The sequence below is a fragment of the Pyxidicoccus sp. M15 genome, assembly GCF_056858435.1.
This window is the reverse complement of sequence record NZ_CM166495.1, coordinates 4,349,158-4,370,065: the sequence shown is the minus strand read 5'-3', so window position 1 is coordinate 4,370,065 and position 20,908 is coordinate 4,349,158. Positions and strand designations below refer to the sequence as shown.

13 protein-coding genes are annotated in these 20,908 nt (G+C 71.3%); 5 read left to right on the top strand and 8 right to left on the bottom strand.

Annotated features, from left to right (window positions below):
* Positions 1 to 66 precede the first annotated feature (66 nt).
* On the bottom strand, positions 67 to 2,109 hold the full coding sequence (locus ACX9TP_RS16465; RefSeq protein WP_482980674.1) for a membrane dipeptidase: 2,043 nt from the start codon (positions 2,107 to 2,109) through the stop codon (positions 67 to 69).
* A 241-nt stretch (positions 2,110 to 2,350) separates the two neighbouring features.
* Here ACX9TP_RS16465 and surE point away from each other — a divergent pair, with 241 nt between their 5' ends.
* Positions 2,351 to 3,328, top strand: coding sequence for a 5'/3'-nucleotidase SurE (gene surE / locus ACX9TP_RS16460; RefSeq protein WP_482980673.1), 978 nt, complete (start codon positions 2,351 to 2,353; stop codon positions 3,326 to 3,328).
* 46 nt (positions 3,329 to 3,374) lie between these two features.
* On the opposite strand, the gene sitI6 is transcribed toward surE, so the two are convergent.
* From sitI6 to ACX9TP_RS16445, 3 genes are read right to left on the bottom strand one after another with little or no spacing between them, the layout of a single operon-like run.
* Positions 3,375 to 4,100 (bottom strand): SitI6 family double-CXXCG motif immunity protein, encoded by a 726-nt coding sequence (sitI6, locus tag ACX9TP_RS16455; RefSeq protein ID WP_482980672.1) that lies wholly within the window; start codon positions 4,098 to 4,100, stop codon positions 3,375 to 3,377.
* 6 nt (positions 4,101 to 4,106) lie between these two features.
* Positions 4,107 to 4,772, bottom strand: coding sequence for a SitA6 family polymorphic toxin lipoprotein (sitA6, locus tag ACX9TP_RS16450; protein WP_482980671.1), 666 nt, complete (start codon positions 4,770 to 4,772; stop codon positions 4,107 to 4,109).
* A 42-nt stretch (positions 4,773 to 4,814) separates the two neighbouring features.
* Positions 4,815 to 10,865: an ATP-binding protein gene (locus tag ACX9TP_RS16445; protein WP_482980670.1), complete on the bottom strand. Its 6,051-nt coding sequence runs from the start codon at positions 10,863 to 10,865 to the stop codon at positions 4,815 to 4,817.
* Positions 10,866 to 11,098: 233 nt separating this feature from the next.
* Here ACX9TP_RS16445 and ACX9TP_RS16440 point away from each other — a divergent pair, with 233 nt between their 5' ends.
* A complete protein-coding gene (locus ACX9TP_RS16440; RefSeq protein ID WP_482980669.1) occupies positions 11,099 to 12,541 on the top strand; it encodes an amidase in 1,443 nt (480 codons plus the stop codon).
* Positions 12,542 to 12,684: 143 nt separating this feature from the next.
* Here ACX9TP_RS16440 and ACX9TP_RS16435 read toward each other — a convergent pair whose 3' ends face one another.
* Genes ACX9TP_RS16435 through ACX9TP_RS16425 form a run of 3 tightly spaced genes read right to left on the bottom strand, consistent with a single transcriptional unit; the run spans position 12,685 to position 15,435 of the window.
* Positions 12,685 to 13,629, bottom strand: a complete 945-nt coding sequence (locus ACX9TP_RS16435) for a serine hydrolase (protein ID WP_482980668.1) — start codon at positions 13,627 to 13,629, stop codon at positions 12,685 to 12,687.
* A gap of 43 nt (positions 13,630 to 13,672) precedes the next feature.
* Positions 13,673 to 14,104, bottom strand: coding sequence for an acyl-CoA thioesterase (locus tag ACX9TP_RS16430; protein WP_482980667.1), 432 nt, complete (start codon positions 14,102 to 14,104; stop codon positions 13,673 to 13,675).
* A gap of 23 nt (positions 14,105 to 14,127) precedes the next feature.
* Positions 14,128 to 15,435, bottom strand: a complete 1,308-nt coding sequence (locus tag ACX9TP_RS16425) for a hydroxyacid-oxoacid transhydrogenase (protein WP_482980666.1) — start codon at positions 15,433 to 15,435, stop codon at positions 14,128 to 14,130.
* 203 nt (positions 15,436 to 15,638) lie between these two features.
* Between ACX9TP_RS16425 and ACX9TP_RS16420 the strand changes: the two genes are divergently transcribed.
* Complete coding sequence (locus ACX9TP_RS16420; protein ID WP_482980665.1) at positions 15,639 to 16,136, top strand: HXXEE domain-containing protein; 498 nt, start codon at positions 15,639 to 15,641, stop codon at positions 16,134 to 16,136.
* A 49-nt stretch (positions 16,137 to 16,185) separates the two neighbouring features.
* Here the strand turns inward: ACX9TP_RS16420 and ACX9TP_RS16415 are convergent, their stop codons facing one another.
* Positions 16,186 to 17,406, bottom strand: coding sequence for a proprotein convertase P-domain-containing protein (locus tag ACX9TP_RS16415; protein ID WP_482980664.1), 1,221 nt, complete (start codon positions 17,404 to 17,406; stop codon positions 16,186 to 16,188).
* Between the two features lie 154 nt (positions 17,407 to 17,560).
* Here ACX9TP_RS16415 and ACX9TP_RS16410 point away from each other — a divergent pair, with 154 nt between their 5' ends.
* Positions 17,561 to 19,993 carry a PAS domain S-box protein gene (locus ACX9TP_RS16410; RefSeq protein ID WP_482980663.1) on the top strand — a complete coding sequence of 811 codons (2,433 nt, stop codon included), beginning with the start codon at positions 17,561 to 17,563 and terminating at the stop codon, positions 19,991 to 19,993.
* A 41-nt stretch (positions 19,994 to 20,034) separates the two neighbouring features.
* Positions 20,035 to 20,859, top strand: coding sequence for a ceramidase (locus ACX9TP_RS16405; RefSeq protein WP_482980662.1), 825 nt, complete (start codon positions 20,035 to 20,037; stop codon positions 20,857 to 20,859).
* Positions 20,860 to 20,908: the final 49 nt, after the last annotated feature.

Sequence of the window (20,908 nt, the reverse complement as noted above, 5' to 3'; positions counted from 1 at the left end):
GGCGCGGCGCATGCGCGGAGGACCCCGGCCGGCCTCGAGGGCCGGCCAGGGTTCAATCCCGGGCGCTCAGCGGCAGGACAGCCAGCTGCACGAGCCGGACAGGCATTCCCGGCCGTACAGACAGGAGGCGCCCTTCGGCTTCTTGTTCTGGCACTTCCCCTCGTTGAGGGCGTAGCCGCAGTACCGGCCGGTGCCGCATTCCGCGTCGTTGTTGCAGGTGCAGATGCCGACGGAGCCGCAGTCCCCGGAGCTGCACGTGTTGTTGACGCACTCCTGGTCGAAGCGGCACGCCTGGCCCAGGTCCTTGGACTGCGGCGAGTAGTGCTCACCGCACAGCACGGGATACGCCGCCTCGCGGGTGGCCTTGGCCACGTACGGAGCGACGCCGGTGGTATCGATGTCCGCCGCCGCGTCCGCCATGCCGGTGCGCGGGCCGGACGCGCGCTCCCACACGCGCAGGAAGGACTCCGAGGAGCCGGACAGCGCGGTGGTGTTGGCGCCCACGCGGCCCAAATCCCTCAGGAGGTCCGGCAGCATGCCCACGTGCGCGAGGCCGAACTCGTCGAAGCCGGTGCCCAGGCGCGCCGGGCCGCCCAGCGTCTGCTGACGGGACTGCGCGTCCGCCTCCGCCCTGAAGCCCGCCGAGCACGCGCCGTTGTCACCGAAGCGCGGCCGCGTCTGCTGGATGAAGCCGTTGAGGTCCGCGCCGAAGGCCATGGGCACCTTGAGGCCCTGGCGGCCGAACTCGTACGCCTGCGCCAGCGAGCGCGTGGAGCCCTGGCAGTTGTTGGCCACGCCGGACTTCGTGTACGCGCGCGTCTCGTCGTGCGCGGTGCGCAGGCCGAACATGCCGCCCGTCTGCCGCAGGTAGCGCACCGCCCACGCGGGCGTCGTCTTCTCGTCGTCCGCCAGCTCGGGGTTCATCACCTCGCGGAAGTGGCCGTGGGAGATGACCAGCGGGTAGTACGCGTTCGCCTGGGCGACGGCGTAGGCGTCCTGCAGGCCCTTCTCCGACACGTGCGCCACGTCGATGAGCATGCCCCTGGCCATCATCGCCTGGAGCAGCGCCTTGCCGTCCTCGGTGAGGCCGCGCGTGTTGCGGCAGTTGCCGGCGGCGTCCCGGTACACGTCGAAGCCGAGCGTGAAGGTGTCCGTCGTCACGCCGCAGTCGTAGTCGATGCGGCAGTTCTCCAGGAACTGGGCGGCCTGGAAGATGGGGTTGTGCAGCGCCGCGCCGCCGAAGCGGTTGTCCAGCTGGTGCACCGGCTGGAGCGAGCGGACGCCCAGCGCGTAGAAGCGGTCCAGCTCCGTGCGCCAGTCCTTCGTGCCGAACAGCTTGCTCGCCTCGATGGAGAGCACCATCGCCAGCCGGCCGGAGTTGATGATGTTGCGCGCGTGCGCGGGCGACAGGGCAATCTCCACCCAGTCGTTGCTGGCGTCGAAGGTGCGCGCCATCTGGAGCTGGAGCTCCACGTCCGCCATCTCGTCGCAGGGGCGCTTGAGGTTGTCGTACGGCAGCGCCTTGCAGAGGAACTCGTTGCTGACCAGCGACACCATCACCAGGGACATGCCGCCCTGGTGCGCCTGCCGGAGCCAGCCCTGCCACGACTGCTGGTGCGCAATCGTGTCCCAGCGGGGCCACTGCGTATTCACGGTGGCGCGGCCCAGGTGGACGCCGGTGTCGCCCTCGGTGCCCTCAATCTTGCCGATGTACTCGGAGGCCACCGCGCCGCCGATGCCGAAGAAGGCGGAGAGGATGGGCACGCCGCTCAGGTCCACGCTGCCGGAGTTGGGACACAGGTTGAGCATGTTGCTCAGGTCCATGCGGACGCGGGCATGGTCGCTCTCCGGAAGTCCGCCGTCGCAGCTGGCGAGCGTGCCCAGGTGGCCGCCGTGGAACCAGCCGCCGCCGAAGGCCTCCTCCGCGAACATGTGGTGGTGCAGCTCCGCGAAGCCGGGGACCGCCAGCGCCTGGGTGGCTGCGGCGGTGGGCTCGGGGGCGGCGACGGGGAGGGACAGCTCCTCCTCCACCGGGCCGCAGCCCAGGCCGAGGGTGAAGGACAGGGCGGCCAGCACTCCATGGCTGGCCAGACGGTGATTCACGGGCATGACGAGGCTCCCTTCTCACTCCGAGAGACGAACGGAGCCATCCTCTTAGTGGAATGCGCCTGGAAAGACACGCCAGGCCCGCAAAACGTGTCCAGTTCAGTGGAACAATTTTGCTGTTTTCGTGTGTCGGGCTGCGACATCGGGCGGCCCGTTTCGTTCTGTTGTTGAAGCGTTGGCGGGGGGACTCGGGGCCCAAGGGAGGGCCCTGCGTGAGGCCTCGTCGCGCTCGCTCGAGGGACACATGCACAACCACCGATTCGTCTCGCTCCTCACCGCGGCAGTGCTCGGACTGGGCACGCAGGCCCAGGCCGTTCCCCAGCAGCCCTCTTCCCCGTCCAAGGCGTCCGCCGAGTCCCGCCCGCTGCGCATCCTCCTGACGACGGATGACGGCATCAACGGCGCGGGAATGCGCATCCTGCGGGACACGCTGTGTGCCGCGGGCCATGAGGTGACGGTGGTGGCGCCGTCGGCGGACCGCAGCGGCACCAGCGGCGCGCTCACGCTCAACGCGTTGATGCGCACGACGCGCGGGACGTTCCCCTGCGGGACGGGGACGGGGGCGTCGTGGGCGCTGACGGGGACGCCGGCGGACGCGGTGCTGTTCGGACTGTCCGTGGTGTTCGGCGCGCAGAAGCCGGACCTGGTGATTTCGGGCATGAACTACGGGCAGAACGTGGGCCGTGCGGTGAATCACTCGGGCACGGTGGGCGCGGCGGTGGCGGGGGCGGAGGAAGGGGTTGCGTCCATCGCGGTGAGCATCGGGCTCAACCTGGCGGACTCGGGGACGGGGTTCTCCCAGACGCTGGCGGCGGCGCCCACGGTGGCGACGTACGTGAAGGACCTGGCCGAGCAGCTGCGTGACACGGCGGGCCCGGATGGGCGCCTGCTGCCGGACCGCATCGCGCTCAACGTGAACTACCCGGTGGTGTTGGACGAGGCCGGCAAGTTCGACGCGTCGCAGGTGGACGGGCCGAGCGTGACGTCCATCGGCCACGCGGAGGTGGTGCGCCCGACGTACCTCCCCGTCCCCAACACGCCGGACACGTACATCTCGCAGGGCCCCATCTGCGGGCTGTCCACCACGTGCGCGCCGGAGACGGAAGCGGGCGCGGATACCACCGCGCTGGAAGAGGGGGAGATTTCAATTACCCCCATCGCCGTGGACGGCACCGAGCGCCCGTCGCTGCGGCCCCTGCTGCGCGTGCGGCTGCGCCGGTAGTCACCGCTCCGGACCCGCCGCTCCACTCAGAGGCGGCGGGCCGCCGTCAGCGTGTTGGCAGCTCGCGGAAGGTGATGCCGTCCAGTTCCAGGCGGCGCACCGTCTCCATGAACCGCTCGGTGCCAACAATCACCGTGGAGAAGTTGCCCACGCGGAACAGGTCCAGCTCCGTCGGCAACGACGCCGCGTCCAGGATGGGTTCATCAGGCAGCCGGAAGGCGTGCCGGCCACAGGTCGGGCACGGTGGAGGCACCTCCGGGGGAATGCAGTCCGGGTGGAGCCGGCCCCGTGGCTCAATCTGCAGTTCCAGCAACTCTGGCGGGTCCTTCTGACGGAATCGCAGCTCCGTCCCGCAGCCCAGCAGCCCGCGTACGCCTTCCGCCCGGAGGCGCTCCAGCGTGTCTCGAAGCACCAGCCATGTGATGTCCCCCTGTGAGGTGAAGGGGCCGAACTTGCCGAAGGCGCGACCCACCAGTGGGCCAAAACTCGTTCCAGGAGGAAGGGACGCATTGGGAGGCGAAAGGGGACGTACCAACTCTCGCAGGCGCGCGAACTCGGAGAAGGGCTCGGGCCTTGCCTCCTCGAACTCCTTTCGCTCCGGCAGTTGCGATAGGTCCACGGCGGGATACTGGTGCCCGGCAACTCCCCAAATGGCTCCGCAGGTGTGGCAGCTCGCGCCGGGCAGCTTCCACTTGTGCGCAGCGTCGAACTCCCCGTTGTAACGCCCTCGAATCACTGCTTCGTCCTGTAGCAACTCAAAAAACCGAGCCATCGGTCCTCACGTTCCAGGGCGGGAATAATAGGGCTTGATGGGTCCACCGATGAGCTCGAAGCGGTGAATCAGCTCCCCCGCGTGCTTGTATATCTCCATGGGGGTCGCAATTTCGTTCTGCCTCCTGAACTGTCGCCACGCGTTGTTCCACGGGCCCCCACGCGCGCCGTCGTGAATCCGCCTGTGGACTTCACGCGGAATCGGCATGGTGAAGTCGTGGACGCTGACGCCCCTGATCTTGAACCAGCTCGCAAGGTCTTCAGCCTGGGGAAAGATGTGGTGCTTCTCCCAACGGCCGGGCGTGAGCTGATGTGAAGGAGGGATGACCCGGTCGGGGCCACCGTTCCAGCTGGGGAACACCATGACGGCGCCACGCGGGAGTTCCTGCGCACCACCCCAGTTTCGCCGGGGCCCCATGCCCGGAGCCGCGGCCGCAGCGGGCGGGCGCGAAGGGGGAAACCGCGCCAGCTCGACTTCACCGGGCAGATCCCCGCAGCGATAGAAGCCACAGGTATCCCCCAGACACAGGAGCGCGACGCACTGGTCGTCATCAGGCGCGTGGCACTCCACCTCCCCCTCTGCCCAGGCCTGCTGCATGGGGGACTGGACGGTGGAGCAGCCCAACCAGGACACTGCAAAAACCACCAACCAGAGCGCACGAAGAGTTCGCATAGGGGCCAAACCCTACCACCGCTCCTGCACTCACAATCGACGTCACGCCTGGCGGGCAACGACAACGTCACTGTCTGCCTTTGCCACCCGGAGCGGCAGCTCCACGATGAACGTCGCCCCGCCGCCCGGCGTGTCCTCCACGGAGATGGTGCCTCCGTGCGCCTCCACGATGACCCGCGCCGTCCACAGTCCCAGGCCCAGTCCGCTGTGATGCCGCGTCGACACGGCCCGCTCGAAGCGCTCGAAGATGCGCGCCCGGTCTTCAGGCCGGATGCCCATGCCGTGGTCCACGACGCCCAGCCGCGCCATGTCCCCGCACCGGTCGAGGTGCACCTCCACCGCCCTGCCCTGCCCGTACGCCGCCGCGTTCTGCAACAGCCCCGTGAGCACCTGCCCCAGCCGCGCCGGGTCCACGTGGCCCAGCAGCCCGCGCTCGGCGTGGACCTCCAGCGGAGTCCCCGCGCGCTTCAGCTCGTCGCGCACGTGCGCCACCGTGTCCATCACCAGCGCGCCCAGGTCCGTCTCGCCCAGGGACAACTGGAACCGGCCGGTGGTGATGAGCGTCACGTCGAGCATCCGCTCCAGCAGCACATGCAGCCGCCGCACCTGACGGCCCGCCGCCAGCAGCTTCTCGTGGACGCGGTCGCGCGAGTCCGGGCTGAGCCCCTTGTCGATGAGCTCCAGGTTCAGCCGGAACGCGGCCAGCGGCGTCTTCAGCTCATGGCTCGCGGCGGAGAGGAACTCGTCCCGGGCCCGCACCGCCTCCCGCAGGGACGCCTCGAGCGCCTCGTGGGCCGCCACCTCCTGCCGCACCCGCGACAGCTCCAGCGCGGAGCGCACCCTCGCCCGCAGCTCCCGCGCGCTGAAGGGCTTCACCAGGTAGTCGTCCGCCCCCGCTTCCAGCCCCTCCACCGTCGCGTCCTCGCCCACCCGCGCGGACAGCAGGATGATGGGCAGCGTCCGCGTGCGCGCCTCCGCTCGCAGCTCCCGCACCAGCGCCAGCCCGTCCAGCCCCGGCATCATCACATCCGACAGGATGAGGTCCGGCCGCCACTCGCGCGCCCGCGCCAGCGCCGCGCTCCCGTCTCCCACCACCTCCACCCGTGAGCCATCCTGACGCAGCAACCCGGTGACGTACGCGCGCAGGTCCGCGTTGTCATCCGCCACCAGGATGCGCGCCCCCGCCAGCACCGAGCGCGCCCCGGACAGGGCCTCGACAAGCACCGGCGCGTCGGGCGTCTCCGCCATGGGCAGAGACCAGTGCCGCGCCTCCTCGACGAAGGGCGCCGCCTCGGCGGCGACGGGGAGCAACACCGCCGGCGAGACGCCTTCCCCGAGCCGCTGCGGCTGGGAGCCGGGAAGACGCACCGTGAAGGTGCTGCCCTCGCCCATCCGGCTCGCCGCCGTCACCGTGCCGCCGTGGAGCTTCACCAGCTCCTGCACCAGCGCCAGGCCGATGCCCGTGCCCTCGTGGCTGCGCCCGCGCGTGGCCCGCACGCGGTAGAAGCGCTCGAACAGGCGCGGGAGCGCGTCCTCGGGGATGCCCACGCCGGTGTCCCTCACGGCGAGCACGGCGTGCGCATCCTCCCAGCGCAGCGACACGTGAATCTCTCCCTGGTGCGTGTACTTCACCGCGTTGGAGAGCAGGTTGAACACGACCTTCTCCCACATCTCCGGGTCCACCGGGACGGGGGCGGGAAGCGGCGGGCAGTCCACGCGCAGCCGCAGCCCGGCGTGCTCCGCGGCCGGCAGGAAGGCGCCCGCCAGGCTCGCGGTGAAGGCGGACAGGTCGGTGGGAACGAGGGCGGCCTGCGCCCGTCCCGCCTCCATGCGGGAGAAGTCGAGCAGGCTGTTCACCATCTTCGACAGGCGCAGGACATTGCGCCACATCATCTCCAGTCGCTCGCCCGTGAGCGGCTTCGACGCGTCCGTGCGCGCGTCCTCCACCGGCCCCAGCAGCAGCGTCAGCGGCGTGCGGAACTCGTGGCTGAGGTTGGAGAAGAAGGCCGTCTTCGCCCTATCCAACTCCGCCAGCGCCGAGGCCCGGCGGCGCTCGTCCTCGTAGGCCGTCGCGTTCGCGATGGCCGCCGTCACGTGCTCGCTCACCAGCTCGAAGAAGGCGCGGTACCGCTCGTCGAGCGCCCGCCGCGGGCTGACGCCCGCCACCAGGAAGCCGTGGGCCCGGTCCGTTCCCGCCTTCACCAGCGGGAGCACCACGGCGGTGTGCGCGGGCTCCGGGCACGTGCCGCCCGGCAGCGTACCGAAACGCGGGAGCACGTCCGTCACGACCTCCAACTGCCGCGTGCGCAGCGCCCGCGCGAGCGGCCAGCCCGCCTCGTCGCCGGGCTCCCGCAGGTCGACCTCGGTGGGCGCGCCCGACTGTCCCGGAGACAGTCCGACACACGCGGCGAGCCGCGCGCTCCGCCCGTCTGCCGCGTTGAGGTACAGCAGCGCGAACGGGACGTCGGTGGGGTTCTTGGAACAGATGGCCGCGGCGACCTCGAGCGCCCCGTCCACCGTCCTCGCGTCGGACACCTGCCGCGCCAGCGCGCGCAGCGTCGCGAGCCTCCGCTCCGCCTCCACGCGCACCGTCGTCTCGGCCACCACCGCGAGCATGCCGCCGACGCCACCGGACTCGTCGCGGATGGGGCTGTACGCAATCGTGAACCAGGCGTTCTCCAGGTAGCCGCTCCGGTCCAGCGGGATGAGCAGGTCCTCCAGGCCGACGGACTCGCCCCGCCGCGTCCGCTCGAACAGGGGGCCCACGACGGACCACGACTCGGGGAAGACGTCCCGGGCCGGCGCGCCCAGCGCGGTCGGGTGCTTGTTGCCGATGATGGGCCGGTAGTGGTCGTTGTAGAAGAAGCGGAACTCCGGCCCCCACGCCACCACCATCGCGAACTGCGACGGGAGCATCATGCTGATGGCGGTCCGGAGGCTCTGGGGCCAGGAGGAGACCGGGCCCGCCTCCGTCGTCCCCCAGTCCGTGGAGCGCATCAGCTCCCCGACCTCACCGCCGCCCTGCAGGAACTCCTCGCCCGTCAGTCGCGGAACCTCGGCGCCCGCGACCCGCCGCGGCTGGAGAGGCGCCGGGAGCGACGCCACCGGGAGCCGGAAGGTGAAGCGGCTCCCCTGCCCCGGTGTGCTCTCCACGCGGATGCGTCCACCGTGCGCCTCGACGATGCCGTGGGCAATGGGCAGGCCCAGGCCATGTCCCTCGCGCCCCTTCTGCGTCGTGTGCCAGTGGCGCTCGAAGATGCGGGGCAGCAGGTCGGCGGGGATGCCCGCGCCGGTGTCCTCCACCGCGAAGCACACGCCGCCCTCCCCGTCCGCGGCGGCCCGGAGCGCCACGCGGCCCCCTTCGGGGGTGAACTTGAAGGCGTTGGCCAGCAGGTTGGAGAGCGCCTGGAAGACGCGCTCCCTGTCACAGGCCAGCGCCGGCAGCCCGGGCTCCACGCCGGTGGTGAAGCTGAGCCCCTTCTCCAGGGCCAGCGACTCGAAGGCCTCGCGCGCCTCGCGCACCAGCTCCTCGGGCGCGTGCGGGTGCCGGTCCAGCGACAGCGTCCCGGAGTCGATGCTCGCCAGGTCCAGCAGGTCGCCGATGAGCCGGCGCATGCGCCCGGCCGCGCGCCGGATGGAGGCGGCGTGCCTGCGCGCGGTGGTGTCGCGCCCGTCGCTTCCGAGCGCGCGCTCCAGCAACTCCACCGCCGTGAAGACGGAGGAGAGGGGCGTGCGCAGGTCGTGGCTGACGACGGCGAGCATCTCCTCGCGCGAGCGCGTGGCCCGCTCCGCCTCACGTAGCAGCCGGGTGGCCTCCTCCACGTGCGCGCGCTCCGCGGCGAGCGCCTCCTGCCGCTGGCGGGCCAGGGTCAGCTGTCCATTGACGCGGGCGAGCAGCTCGTTGGCGGAGAACGGCTTGACGAGGTAGTCGTCCGCGCCGGACTTCAGCGCGTCCACCGTGGCCTCCTCGCCGGCCCGGGCGGACAGGAGCACCACCGGCGTGGTGCGGGTGCGCTCGTCCGCGCGCAGCTCGCGCAGGAGGCCCAGCCCGTCGAGCCTCGGCATCATCACGTCGGAGAGGACCAGGTCGGGCGGTCGCGCGCGCGCGGCGGCCAGGGCCTGCACGCCGTCTCCCACCGCCTCCACGTGCCAGTGCGCGGAGAGCAGCCGCACCAGGTAGCCGCGCATGTCCGCGTTGTCGTCCGCCACCAGGATGCGCGCGCCCGCCTGGAGCGCGGACGGCCCCCCGTCCCCGGGAGCACCGTCCGGCGTGGCCGCGGGGAGGCTGCTCCACTGGGTGGCCTCCACGAGGAAGGCCGCGGCGCCGGTGGAGACGAAGGGACGCGCCCCCTCCCCATGCTCCCCCGTGGGCAGGTGCGCCGTGCCCGAGGACAGCGTCACCGTGAAGGTGGTGCCCTGGCCCAGGGTGCTGCGCACTCCCACGGAGCCGCCGTGCAGCTTCACCAGCTCCTGCACCAGCGCCAGGCCGATGCCGGAGCCCTCGTGGCTGCGCCCCAGCGCCCCCTGCACGCGGTGGAAGCGCTCGAAGACGCGAGGCAGCTCGTCGGAGGGGATGCCCGTGCCGGTGTCCTGCACGGACAGCTCCACCCGGTCTCCCAGCCACCGCAGGCACACGCGGACCATGCCCTCCAGGGTGTGCTTGAAGGCGTTGGAGAGGAGGTTGAGGACGACCTTCTCCCATGCGGACGGGTCGACGTGGACGGGCTCCGGCAGCGGCGGGCAGTCCACGACGAACTCCAGCCCGGCCACCTCCATGGCCGAGCGGAACGAGCTGGCCAGGTCCGCGGTGAGCACGGAGAGGTCCGTGGGGACGAAGGTGGCCTGGGCCCGCCCCGCCTCGATTCGCGCGAAGTCCAGCAGGCTGTTGACCAGCTTCTGCAGGCGCAGGCCGTTGCGGCGGACCAGCTCCATGCGCTCGCGCTGCGGCGCGGGCAGCGGGTGGCGCGTGTCCTCCAGGCTGTCGTCCAGCGGCCCCAGCATCAGCGTCAGCGGCGTGCGGAACTCGTGGGAGACATTGCTGAAGAAGAGCGTCTTCGCGCGGTCCGCCTCCGCGAGGGCCTCGGCCCGCTGGCGCTCCTCCTGCCACGCGCGCGCGTTGGCGATGGCCGTCACCACCTGGTCGGCCGCGAGCCGGAAGAAGCCCAGATAGCGCTCGTCGAGCCCGCGCCGCGGGTTGGCGCCACACACGAGGAAGCCATCCACGTGGGGCTGCCCCGGACGCGACAGCGGCAGGCACACGGCCGAGTGCGGGGCGGCGCCGCCTTCCGGCTCCGGAGGCGGCGCGAGCCCCCGGACGACGAGGGGCTGTCCGGTGCGCGCCACCTCGGCAAGTGGCCAGGGCCCGTTGCGCGGCCCGTCCTCCGTCAGGGAGACCCGCTCGGGCGCGCCCGGGTCGTCACTCCCGGAGACGCCCGAGGCAGCCACCTGCCGGGCCTCCGTGCCCCCCTTCTCCGCGAGCAGCAGCCGGCAGAAGGGCACGTCCGCGGCGTTGCCGCCCAGGATGCGCGCGGCCACCGCGCAGGCCTCCTCCGCGGAGCGCGTCTCCGCGAGCGCGGTCCCCAGGTCCCGCAGGGCCCGCAGCTGGCGCTCGTCCTGGACCTGGGCCGTCGTCTCCTGGCACGTCACCAGGACGCCGCCCACCTGGCCCGTCTCGTCCGGCACGGGGCTGTAGGAGAAGGTGAAGTACGTCTCCTCCAGGTAGCCCTTGCGCTGCATGGGCAGCAGCAGGTGCTCGTTCCAGGTGGCCGGGCCTCCCGCGCGGATGGCCTCCGCCTGGGGGCCGACGATGGGCCAGATTTCCGCCCACACCTGCCGGCCGGGCGCGCCCAGCGAGTGGGGGTGCTTGTCCCCCAGGATGGGGCGGTAGGCGTCGTTGTAGAGCTGGATGAGCTCGTCACCCCACCAGAGGAGCATGGGGAAGCGGCCGCCGAGCACGAGTCCCAGCGCGGTGCGCAGGCTGGAGGGCCAGGTCTCCACGGCGCCCAACGCGGTGCGGGACCAGTCGATGGAGCGCATCATCGCCCCCATCTCGCCGCCCACCGCGAAGATGTCCTGGACCGAGTCGTTCTTCATGGGCCCCGACGTGCTCCTGACAGGCGCTGGATGAAGGGCGGGGACTCTCGTCTAACAACCTTGGGCGGGCGGCTGGTTGGCATTCGCCATGCCTGGCGTGAATCGGTGCACTGGCTGACGGCTCGGCCTCCGTGAGGCCGGCCGGGGGCCGTGACGCACGCCCGGTGAAACCAGGGGTATCCTCGTGTTCGCGCTCCGGAGCGCCTCCTTCCCCGGCGCGCCTGCGAGGACGCATGCACCTGGACGATTACAGCCGCTTTGACGCAGTGGGACTGGCGGAGCTGGTCCGCCGCAAGGAAGTGACTCCCGAAGAGCTGTTGCAGGCGACGCTGGAGGCCATCGCACGCGTCAATCCACGAATCAACGCCGTCATCGACGTGCGTGAGGCCGAGGCCCGGAACCTCCTGAAGCAGGGCCTGCCCGAGGGCCCCTTCCGCGGGGTGCCCTTCCTCATCAAGGACCTGGTCCTCCATGCCGCGGGCGTGCCCACGGACCTGGGCAGCCGGCTGGGCAAGGGCGTGGTCTTCCCCCACGACAGCGCGCTGGCGGCGCGCATCAAGCGGGCGGGCCTGGTGATGGTGGGCCGCACCAACACCCCGGAGTTCGGCAACAACGCCACCACCGAGCCCGTCCTCCACGGGCCCACGCGCAACCCGTGGAACCTGGAGTGCAGTCCGGGGGGCTCCAGCGGCGGCTCGGCGGCGGCGGTGGCCGCGGGCATCGTCCCGGTGGCGCACGGCAACGACGGCGGCGGCTCGCTGCGCATCCCCGCGTCCCTGTGCGGCCTCTTCGGCCTGAAGCCCACGCGCGGCCGCATCTCCATCGGCCCGGATGTGGCCGAGGCCCTCAACGGCATGGGCGTGGAGCACGTGGTGTCGCGCACCGTGCGCGACAGCGCGGCGATGATGGACGCCACCTGCGCGCCGGAGCCAGGTGACCCCTACTACGCGCCCCCGCCGGAGCGGCCGTTCCTGGACGAGGTGAAGCACAAGCCGCGCCGCCTGCGCATCGCGCTGTCCCGGACGGCCGCCTCGGGTGTGCCGGTGAGCGCCGACTGTGTCGCCGCCGTCGAGGCCGCGGCGCGACTGTGCGTGGAGCTGGGCCACGAGGTGGTGGAGGCGTCACCGACGTATGACGCCCGGCTGCTGAACTCCGCGATGACGACGGTGTGGGCGGCGGCGCTGGCCAACTGGGCGTATGGGCTCGGGGCGATGATGGGGCGCACGCCGGGGCCTGAGAACATGGAGACCACCTCGTGGGAGGTGGCGCGGTACGGCGCGGCCCTCAAGGTGGTGGACCTCCAGGCGGCGCTCGCCACCTTCAACGCGGTGTCTCGCACGGTGGGCGCCTTCTTCGTCGAGCATGACATGCTGCTGACGCCCACGGTGGCGGTGCCGCCGTACAAGCTCGGGGCGATGAACGCGATGGAGCCGCGGGCGCCCGAGGACTGGTACGCGTACGTCTTCGGCCTGTGCCCGTTCACCGCGCTGTTCAACGTCACCGGCCAGCCGGCCATGTCCGTGCCGCTGCACTGGAACGCGGAGGGCCTGCCCATCGGCGTGCAGTTCGCTGGACGCTTCGCGGACGAGGCCACGCTGTTCCGCCTCGCGGGACAGCTGGAGGAGGCCCGCCCGTGGGCGTCCCGCCGTCCTCCGGTGCACGTCACGGCGGCCTGAGCGCCTCGTTGGTTCGGACGGGTGCTCGCGTGGGTGAGCACCGGCTCGCGCCGTGCTGTCGCCGGACTTCGCGCGCACCTCGTGGATGCGCGGTGCCGCGCGAAGTCTTCTCGGAAGCAGCGGCCTGCGAGCGCGGAGCCGCCTCAGTCGCAGTCGTAGTTGGGAGGCGTTCCCCCATCCGGCACGGGGACGGGTGCTGGCCCGCCCTGCTTCGCCAGCGCCTCGCCGCAGTCCAGTGACGCCTCGCCGGAGAGGGCGCGGTAGAGGACGCACGAGGCGCGCTCGACGAAGAACGCCTGCTTCGGCCAGTCCGGGCCGTGGGCTGCGAGCAGCGCCACGGCGTAGCGACCTCCGTCCGGCAGCCGCACGATGCCGACCTCGTTGAGGATGTTGTAGCGCGCGTCATCCGAACAGCACCCCGGAGGCAGCCAGCCCGCCTTGTGCCGCAGCGTCGCCTTCACCGGGGCCGGCAGCCGCGTGCCGAGCCACCCGCCGCACCCCTCGCGCCGGGGCAACTCCATCCATCCGAGGAGGCGCGAGGTGGGGCCCGGCTTCAGCAGTTCGCCGCCTTCGAGGCGCTGGAGGAAGGACACGGCGTCGGCCGCGCAGAAGTAGTTGTCATTGTCGAGCGCCCGGGGCGAGTTGGTGGCTCGGCGGGGGCGGCCATAGTTCCACTTCGTGATTGCGGTGTTCAGCAGGCCCAGCGAGCGCAGGTAGTCATTGACGGCGTCCGGCCCGCCCACCGCGTCGATGACGAGCCCCGTGGCCTCGTTGTCGGAGGTGCGGAAGACCTTCTCCGCGAGCGGGGCGACCTTGGCCAGGTCGACCTTCTTCAGCGCGGCGGCCACCCAGAACACCTTGGCCGAGCTGGCGGAGACATGCGGCACCGTGTCGTGCGCGCCCGCGTACTCCCCGGTGCGCAGGTCCTTCACGGCGATGGCCACATCGGTGCCCGGCGAGATGCGCGCGGCCTCCTGGACGAGCGAGTCCACCACGGACTGGAGCGGCACACGCGTGCCCGCGTCGGGAGTACCTTGCGCGGCGGCGGTCGCCGCGACGAGCCACGAGACACACAGGAAGGTTCGCATCACCCAGCGGGTTGTAGTGCGGGACGCGCGAAACGTCGATTCCCTAGGCCACGGAGATGCGCGCGAGCGCCTCACGCAATCGCTCCGGCATGGCCACCGCCTTGCGAGTCTGGCGGTCCACGAAGACGTGCACGAAATAACCGTGGGCCGCCGCCTGCGCCTCCCCCTCCTTGAAGATGCCGATGCCGTAGGTGACGGAGCGGGTGCCGAGCCTGTCCACACGCAGCCCCGCGCGGAGCCGGTCCGGGTACGCGAGCGGCGCCCGGTAGGCGCACTTCGACTCCACCACCAGACCGATGATGGACGCGGTGTGGATGTCCAGGCCGCCCTCGTGGATGAGGAAGTGGTTCGCGACCGTGTCGAAGTAGCTGTAGTAGGTGACGTTGTTGATGTGGCCGTACACGTCGTTGTCCATCCACCGCGTGGTGATGGGCAGGAAGTAACGGTAGCGCTCGTCGGACTCGACCTCGGACACGGTGGTGGCCTCCTCCAGGTGGACTACCAGTAGCGCAACGCCTGCCGGAACAGGTCCGTGAGCACCGGCCGGCTCATCTCGCGCGGCGCGTTCTGCAAGAGGCGCTGCTGCGGGAAGGCGCCCTCCGTGAGGGCCGCGACGTCCGCCTCGGTGTAGCCGACCCCGCCCAGCCCGTTCGGCATGCCCACCGCGCGCATGATGCGGATGATTTCCCGCGCGAGCACCTCGCCCGCGTCCTCCGGCCGGGCGCCCCGCGTGTCCGCGCCCAGCCCCCGCGCGGCCTCCAGGTGCCGCTCGGGGCTGACCTCCGCCGTGAAGCGGAACACGGAGGGCGCATTCACGATGACGGCCATGCCATGCGGCACCAGGGGCTCATCGTCGGGATAGCCGGACGGTCGGAAGTCGCGCACCAGCCCGGCCACCGAGTAGGCCATGCCATGCGGCGCATGGACGCCCGCGTTGCCGAAGGCGATGCCTGCGAGCGTGGCGGCCCACATCGTCTGCTCGCGGGCCTCGGCGTCCGAGGCGTCCTTCACCGCGCGCTCCAGGTACAGGCCCATCAGGCGAAGTGCCTCACGGCAGCCCAGGTCGCTCCAGGGGTTGGCGCCCTGGCTCATGGGCCGGAGGCTCGGTCGCGCGGGGGCGGGCCGGCGCACGTAGGGCCGCGCGGTATAGGACTCCAGCGCGTGCGAGAGCACGTCCAGCCCGCTGGCGGCGACGACTTCTCCGGGCAGGCTCGCGGTGCAGTCCGGGTCGATGAGCGCCTCCGTGGGCCTCAGCGCGGGCGACGCGATGCCCGTCTTCGCGGACAGGGAGAGCAAATCGCAGATGGTGATGCCCGTCACCTCGCTGCCCGTGCCCGACGTGGTGGGGCATGCGATGTGCGGCGCGAGCGGGCCGGGCACCGGCTTGCCCGCCCCGACGGGCGCGTTGACGTACGTGAGGAAGTCCGCCGGGTGCGTGGCGTAGAGGTTGGCGGCCTTGCACGTGTCGATGACCGAGCCGCCGCCCAGCGACACGTAGCCGTCCGGCTTCGCCTCCACCGCGAAGCGCACCGCGTCCAGGAAGGACCTGTCCGTGGGCTCGACGTGCACGTCGGTGAAGACGACCACGTCCAGCCCGGCGGCGAGCAGTGACTGGCGGGCCTTCTCGAAGAAGGACAGCCGCGCCACGCGCGCGTCGGAGAACAGCGCCACGCGCTTCATTCCCAGCGCCCGGGCCCGGTCCCCCAGCTCCGCGAGACAGCCCCGTCCGAAGGTGACCCGGGACGTGTCCACGGTGAAGGCGCCGTCGCAGCCCTCGCCGACGGGGTGGTAGTGGCAGCAGCCCATCGCGTCCTCCTGAACCGGTTGCGAGCGCAATGTACAGCGCGCTCCCCGGACCGGGCCGTCGAGATGCGGGGAAAGACACCCGGTCGACTTCCGCCCGTTCCGCCAGGCGGAACGAGGACGGGGTTGCCGGCAACGGAGACCGCGCTCATGTCCGGAGCGCGGCGGGCCCTACACTGCGAGCCTCACGTCGCCCACGGGTTCCCATGAAGAGCGCCTCACGCCACTCCACCCCCCGCGCCCTGTGGCTCTTCCCGGTGGCCCTGACACTCCACAACCTGGAGGAGGCCCTCTGGCTGCCCGGCTGGTCCGCGAGCGCGGGCGCCTTCCATCCGCCCGTGGGGGCCGCGGAATTCCGCTTCGCCGTCGCCGTGCTCACCGTCGCGGGCTACTGGCTGACGTGGATGGCGCTCCGGCGAGGAGGCCGCTGGCTCCAGGCGTTCTTCGCCGCCTCGGCCGCGATGCTCCTCAATGTCTTCTTCCCCCACCTGCTCGCCACGCTGGTGCTCGGACGCTACGCGCCGGGGCTCGGCACCGCGCTGCTCTGCATCCTCCCGGTGACGACCTTCCTGCTCCGCCGCGCGTTTCAGGAAAGCGCGCTGACGTGGAGAGGACTCGCCGGGGGCGCGGTCCGGGTGTTCCCCATCGTGCTCCTCGGAATTCCCCTCCTCTTCTGGCTCGGCCGTCAGCTCTTCCCCGCGTGAGCGCCGAGCGGTCCGGCCCAGATGCCTGGGCCGGACCGGAGACCCGACGTCAGTCGTAGCGGCTGTTGAGCTTCAGCTTCCACGAGCGCAGCGTGCCGCTGCCCACGCCCGAGGGGTTGGTGATGCGCAGCAGCCAGCGCCCGTTGATGGAGGCGTCGCGCGAGATGCCCCGCGTCACGGAGATGAGCGACGGAGGCGTGCCCTCGTTCGGCCCATCCCACAGCAGCGCGGTGTCACCACCCGGGTCCTCCAGCGTCAGCACCAGCCGGTGGGGCGCGGTGTGCACCAGGTCCAGCTCCACGAGGATGTCCTCGGGCACCGTGGCCAGCCCCACCACGGGGACGGTGGACACCACCGGCGCGGTGGTGGACGGCAGCGACACGTCCGCGTACTGGGTGAACTTCCCCGTCATCCACGCGGGCCGGCACCAGCCCTCGGGATAGCCGGACGGGATGGCGCGACAGTCGAGCTTCGCCTGGCACGGCACGAAGACGGAGCAGGTGTCACCGTCCCCGGGGATGGGCGCGGGGTTGATGCAGCGGCCGAAGTTGCTGGAGCCGTCATTCGGCCGGCCCTCGCAGACGAGCCCGGCCTGGCAGGTCCCCGCGCCGGTGCACGGGTCGCCCTCGGGGGCCAGCGCCGTCATCGCCTTGAGGCCCTGGAGCGCGGTGAAGTCCACGTTAGGCAGCCGGGACAGCGTCACCAGGTTGAAGAGCGGGCGCGCGGTCAGGATGTCCTGCACCGCGAGCGCCGGAATGCCGGCGGAGGCCAGCGCGGGGCCGCTCTCGGTGTTGGCCGCCTTCAGTGCACGGCGCGCCTCGGCCACGGTGAAGTCGAGCCCGTCGAAGTTGCCCACCAGCGCGTCCAGCGGCAGTCCCGTCACGCGGCCGGTGCCCTTGGCGTACCACTCCAGGGCCGCGAGCGCGGCCGGGCCCACGTTCGGCACTGCGTCCACCTGGGCGATGGAGACGAAGCGGCGGTCATCCGCAGTGTGCTCGATGCCATCGGGGCCCGTGCGCCAGGCAATCAGCGACTGCGCGGCGAGCACGTTCAGCGGCACGTCGTTGTCCAGCACGCTGACCGTGGTGGAGTGGTCATTGAGGAAGGCCAGCACGCCCGTCGCGGCGGGCGTGCTGTCGGCCAGCGCCTGTGCCTGGGACGACACGATGGTGGAGGCGGTGGACTCGCCACCTGAAGGAGGAGCCCCACAGCTGAACAGGGCGGGAAGCCCCATGGACACGGCGAAGAAGCGGAAGAATCTGGAGGTCATGACCTCCCGTGTATCTCATGACTCCGACAGACCCCAAGGGAGTCCCGCGCGCCGACCAATCGAGCCCCGCGCGGCGCGCACGTCCCGGGTTGGCGGGGGGCCCGTCCGTCCGCACCGTAGACGTTGGGAGGCGACCTCCCGCTCCAACCGCTCCATGGCTCGCCCGCGTGACATTCCCGAGGACCCGGCCTCCATCGACGCGGACTTCCGGAAGCAGGCACGAGTCCTCGAGTCCGTCTTCGCGAGCATCAGCGAAGGGGTGGTGGTGGCGGACGAGCGCGGCTACTTCACGCTCTTCAATCCCATGGCGGAGAGCATCCTGGGCACCGGGATGACGGACGCCGCCCTGCCCCACTGGCCGGCCATCTACGGCTTCTATCTGCCCGACACGCAGACGCCCTACCCCGCCGAGCAGCTGCCCATGGCCCGGGCCATCCGCGGCGAGGACGTCGACCAGGCGGAAATCTACATGCGCAGCCCGGCCAGGCCCGCGGGAGCCTGGCTGCTCGTCAGCGCCCGGCCCGTCCGGGATGGGGCCGGCATGCTCCGGGGCGGCGTCTCCGTCTTCAACGACGTCACCCGCTTCAAGCGGGCCATGGACCGGCTGCGCAAGGGCGAGGAGCAGTACCGCTCCCTCTACAGCAGCACTCCGGTGATGATGCACTCCATCGACCGCGAGGGCCGGCTCATCAGCGTGAGCGACTACTGGCTGTCCACGCTCGGCTACAGGCGGGAGGACGTCATCGGCCGCTCCTCGGTGGAGTTCATGACGCCCGAGTCCCGCCGGTACGCGCGCGACGTCGTGCTGCCCGAGTACTTCAAGACGGGTGCATGCAAGGACGTCCCGTACCGGATGGTGAAGAAGGGAGGAGAGCCCATCGACGTCCTCCTGTCCGCCATCGCGGAGCGCGACGCCGAGGGGAATGTCACCCGCTCCCTCGCCGTGCTCATCGACGTGACGGAGCGCAAGCGGGTGGAGGAGGCCCTGCTGGAGAGCGAGAAGCGGCTGCGGGCCATCCTCGACAACGCGCCCACCGTCTTCTTCCTCCTCGACCCCCGCGAGCGCTACATCTTCGTCAACCGCCAGTGGGAGCGCCTCTTCCACCGCACCCGGCAGGAGGTCGCCGGGAAGTGCGCGTACGACATCCTCCCGAAGGAGCTCGCCGACCCGCTGCACGAGACGAACCAGTCCATCCTCCAGACCGGCGCGTCGCTGGCCCGCGAGGAGCGCATCCCCCAGGAGGACGGGCTCCACACCTTCCTCACGCAGAAGTTCCCCCTCATCGACTCGTCGGGCCACCTGTACGCGCTGTGCGGCATCTCCACCGACATCACCGAGCGCAAGCAGGCGGAGGTGGCGCAGCGCTTCCTGGCCGAGGCCAGCCGCGAGCTGGTGACGTCCCTCGACGTGTCCGCCACGCTCCAGCGCGTCACCGAGCTGGCGGTACCCACGCTCGCGGACCTCTGTGTCGTCTTCATGCCGGGCGAGGACGCGGCGCTGCGGCCCGTGGCCATCGCCGACAGCTCGCCCGAGCTGGCCCTCCAGGTGCGTGAGTTCCTCCAGCTCCACCCTCCGGACCCCTCCGCCGCCCGGGGCCCTCCGTGGGTGATGTCCACCGGCCGCTCGGAGGCGTCGCGTGAGTCGCGGGGAATGCTGTCGCCGGAGGCGCTGGAGGCGCCCCGCTGGCTGGCGCTGCGGCCGCTCCAGGACCGGCCATCCATCAGCGTGCCGCTCCGGGCGCGAGGCCGCATCCTGGGCGTGCTGTCGCTGGTCTCCGCGCAGGCGGGCCTCGCGGATGCGCTGCCGGACCTGTCGCTGGTGGAGGAGCTGGGACGCCGGGCGGCCTTCGCCATCGACAATGCCCAGCTCTACACCAAGGCCCAGGAGTCCATCCGCACGCGTGACGAGTTCCTCTCCATCGCCTCGCACGAGCTGAAGACGCCGCTGACGTCCATGAAGCTGCGGGCCCAGCAGATGGAGCGGACGCTCTCGCGCCCGCATGACGGGCCCCAGCTCGCCCTCAAGGTCTCCGGCATGCTGGAGGTCTTCGACGAGCAGCTGAAGCGGCTGACGCACCTGGTGGAGCACCTGCTCGACGTGTCCCGCATCGACGACAGCCGCATCGCCCTGCGCCTGGAGGAGCTGGACCTGGCCGAGCTGGCCCAGGGCGTCGTGGCGCATGTGCGCGAGCAGTTGAAGCGGACGGACTGCGCGCTCACGCTGGTGGCCGGCGAGCCGGTGGTGGGACTGTGGGACCGGCTCCGGCTGGAGCAGGTGCTGCTGAACCTGCTGACGAACGCGATGAGGTATGGCGCGGGCCGGCCCATCCGCGTGGAGGTGACGCGCGACGCGGAGCGGGCACGGCTGCTCGTCGCGGACCAGGGCGTGGGCATTCCACGCGAGTCCCAGGCGCGCATCTTCGAGCGCTTCGAGCGCGCCGCCTCCCGCAACTTCGGCGGGCTCGGGCTGGGACTCTTCATCACCCGGCAGCTCGTGGAGGCCCACGGCGGAACGATTCGCGTGGAGAGCGAGCCGGACGCGGGCGCGACGTTCATCGTCGAGCTGCCCCGGCGGCCGCCCGAGTAGCCTGGACGCCCCACCCGCCCCCAGCTACCGTCCCGCGCCCTATGTCGTCATCCACGGTGGGCTTCTGGGGCCCGAGCACCTCGACGGTGGACTGGTGCGAGACGAACTACCAGCACCTCTTCCACGTCGGTGAGCTGTTCAACTCCGCCTCCAGCCTGGTGCTGGTGCTCGTGGGCCTGCTCGGAATCGTGCTCCACCGCCACGTGCTGGAGCGCCGCTTCCTCCTCGCCTTCGCGCTGCTCGCCGTCGTCGGCGTGGGCAGCACCGCCTTCCACGCGACGCTGCTGCGCGAGTTCCAGATGCTCGACGAGCTGCCGATGCTCTACCTGGCCATCGTCATCGTCTACATCCTCCTGGAGAACCGGCCCCAGCGGCGCTTCGGGAACTGGCTGCCACTGCTGCTCGTGGGGCATGCCGTGCTGGTGACGTACCTGACGGCCTTCACGCGCGGCACGGCGCAGTTCTTCCTCTTCCAGGTGAGCTTCGCGTCGCTCGAGTTCTACGCGCTCGGCCGCACGTACTTCCTCCAGCGCCGCAGCCCGGACGTGAAGGTGAAGCGCCTGTTCCGGCTCGGCATCGCCGCCTATGCGCTCGCGATTGTCCTCTGGCTGAGCGACATCCAGTTCTGCCCCACGCTCAACGGGACGCTCCCCGCGCACGGCTTCCCCAACCCGCAGTTCCATGCGTGGTGGCACGTGCTCGTCTCGTGCGGCTTCTACGCGCTGCTGCTCGTCATCGCCCATGACCGGCTGGTGACGCTCGGCCGGCAGCCGCGCCTGGCCTCCGCCGCCGGGGGGATTCCGCGCGTCCGGGGCCTGCCCCACACACCTGGAGTCAAGGAAAGCCGTACAGCCACGGCACAATAATGCCATCCAGTTGACGATTCGTCCCCCTGCAACGGAGAGTACGGCTTCG

What these genes read in the sequence shown, in the direction of transcription:
- ACX9TP_RS16465 (WP_482980674.1), bottom strand. Translation starts at nt 2,109, where the DNA reads ATGCCCGTGAATCACCGTCTGGCCAGCCATGGAGTGCTGGCCGCCCTG.
- surE (WP_482980673.1), top strand. Translation starts at nt 2,351, where the DNA reads ATGCACAACCACCGATTCGTCTCGCTCCTCACCGCGGCAGTGCTCGGA.
- sitI6 (WP_482980672.1), bottom strand. Translation starts at nt 4,100, where the DNA reads ATGGCTCGGTTTTTTGAGTTGCTACAGGACGAAGCAGTGATTCGAGGG.
- sitA6 (WP_482980671.1), bottom strand. Translation starts at nt 4,772, where the DNA reads ATGCGAACTCTTCGTGCGCTCTGGTTGGTGGTTTTTGCAGTGTCCTGG.
- ACX9TP_RS16445 (WP_482980670.1), bottom strand. Translation starts at nt 10,865, where the DNA reads ATGAAGAACGACTCGGTCCAGGACATCTTCGCGGTGGGCGGCGAGATG.
- ACX9TP_RS16440 (WP_482980669.1), top strand. Translation starts at nt 11,099, where the DNA reads ATGCACCTGGACGATTACAGCCGCTTTGACGCAGTGGGACTGGCGGAG.
- ACX9TP_RS16435 (WP_482980668.1), bottom strand. Translation starts at nt 13,629, where the DNA reads ATGCGAACCTTCCTGTGTGTCTCGTGGCTCGTCGCGGCGACCGCCGCC.
- ACX9TP_RS16425 (WP_482980666.1), bottom strand. Translation starts at nt 15,435, where the DNA reads ATGGGCTGCTGCCACTACCACCCCGTCGGCGAGGGCTGCGACGGCGCC.
- ACX9TP_RS16420 (WP_482980665.1), top strand. Translation starts at nt 15,639, where the DNA reads ATGAAGAGCGCCTCACGCCACTCCACCCCCCGCGCCCTGTGGCTCTTC.
- ACX9TP_RS16415 (WP_482980664.1), bottom strand. Translation starts at nt 17,406, where the DNA reads ATGACCTCCAGATTCTTCCGCTTCTTCGCCGTGTCCATGGGGCTTCCC.
- ACX9TP_RS16410 (WP_482980663.1), top strand. Translation starts at nt 17,561, where the DNA reads ATGGCTCGCCCGCGTGACATTCCCGAGGACCCGGCCTCCATCGACGCG.
- ACX9TP_RS16405 (WP_482980662.1), top strand. Translation starts at nt 20,035, where the DNA reads ATGTCGTCATCCACGGTGGGCTTCTGGGGCCCGAGCACCTCGACGGTG.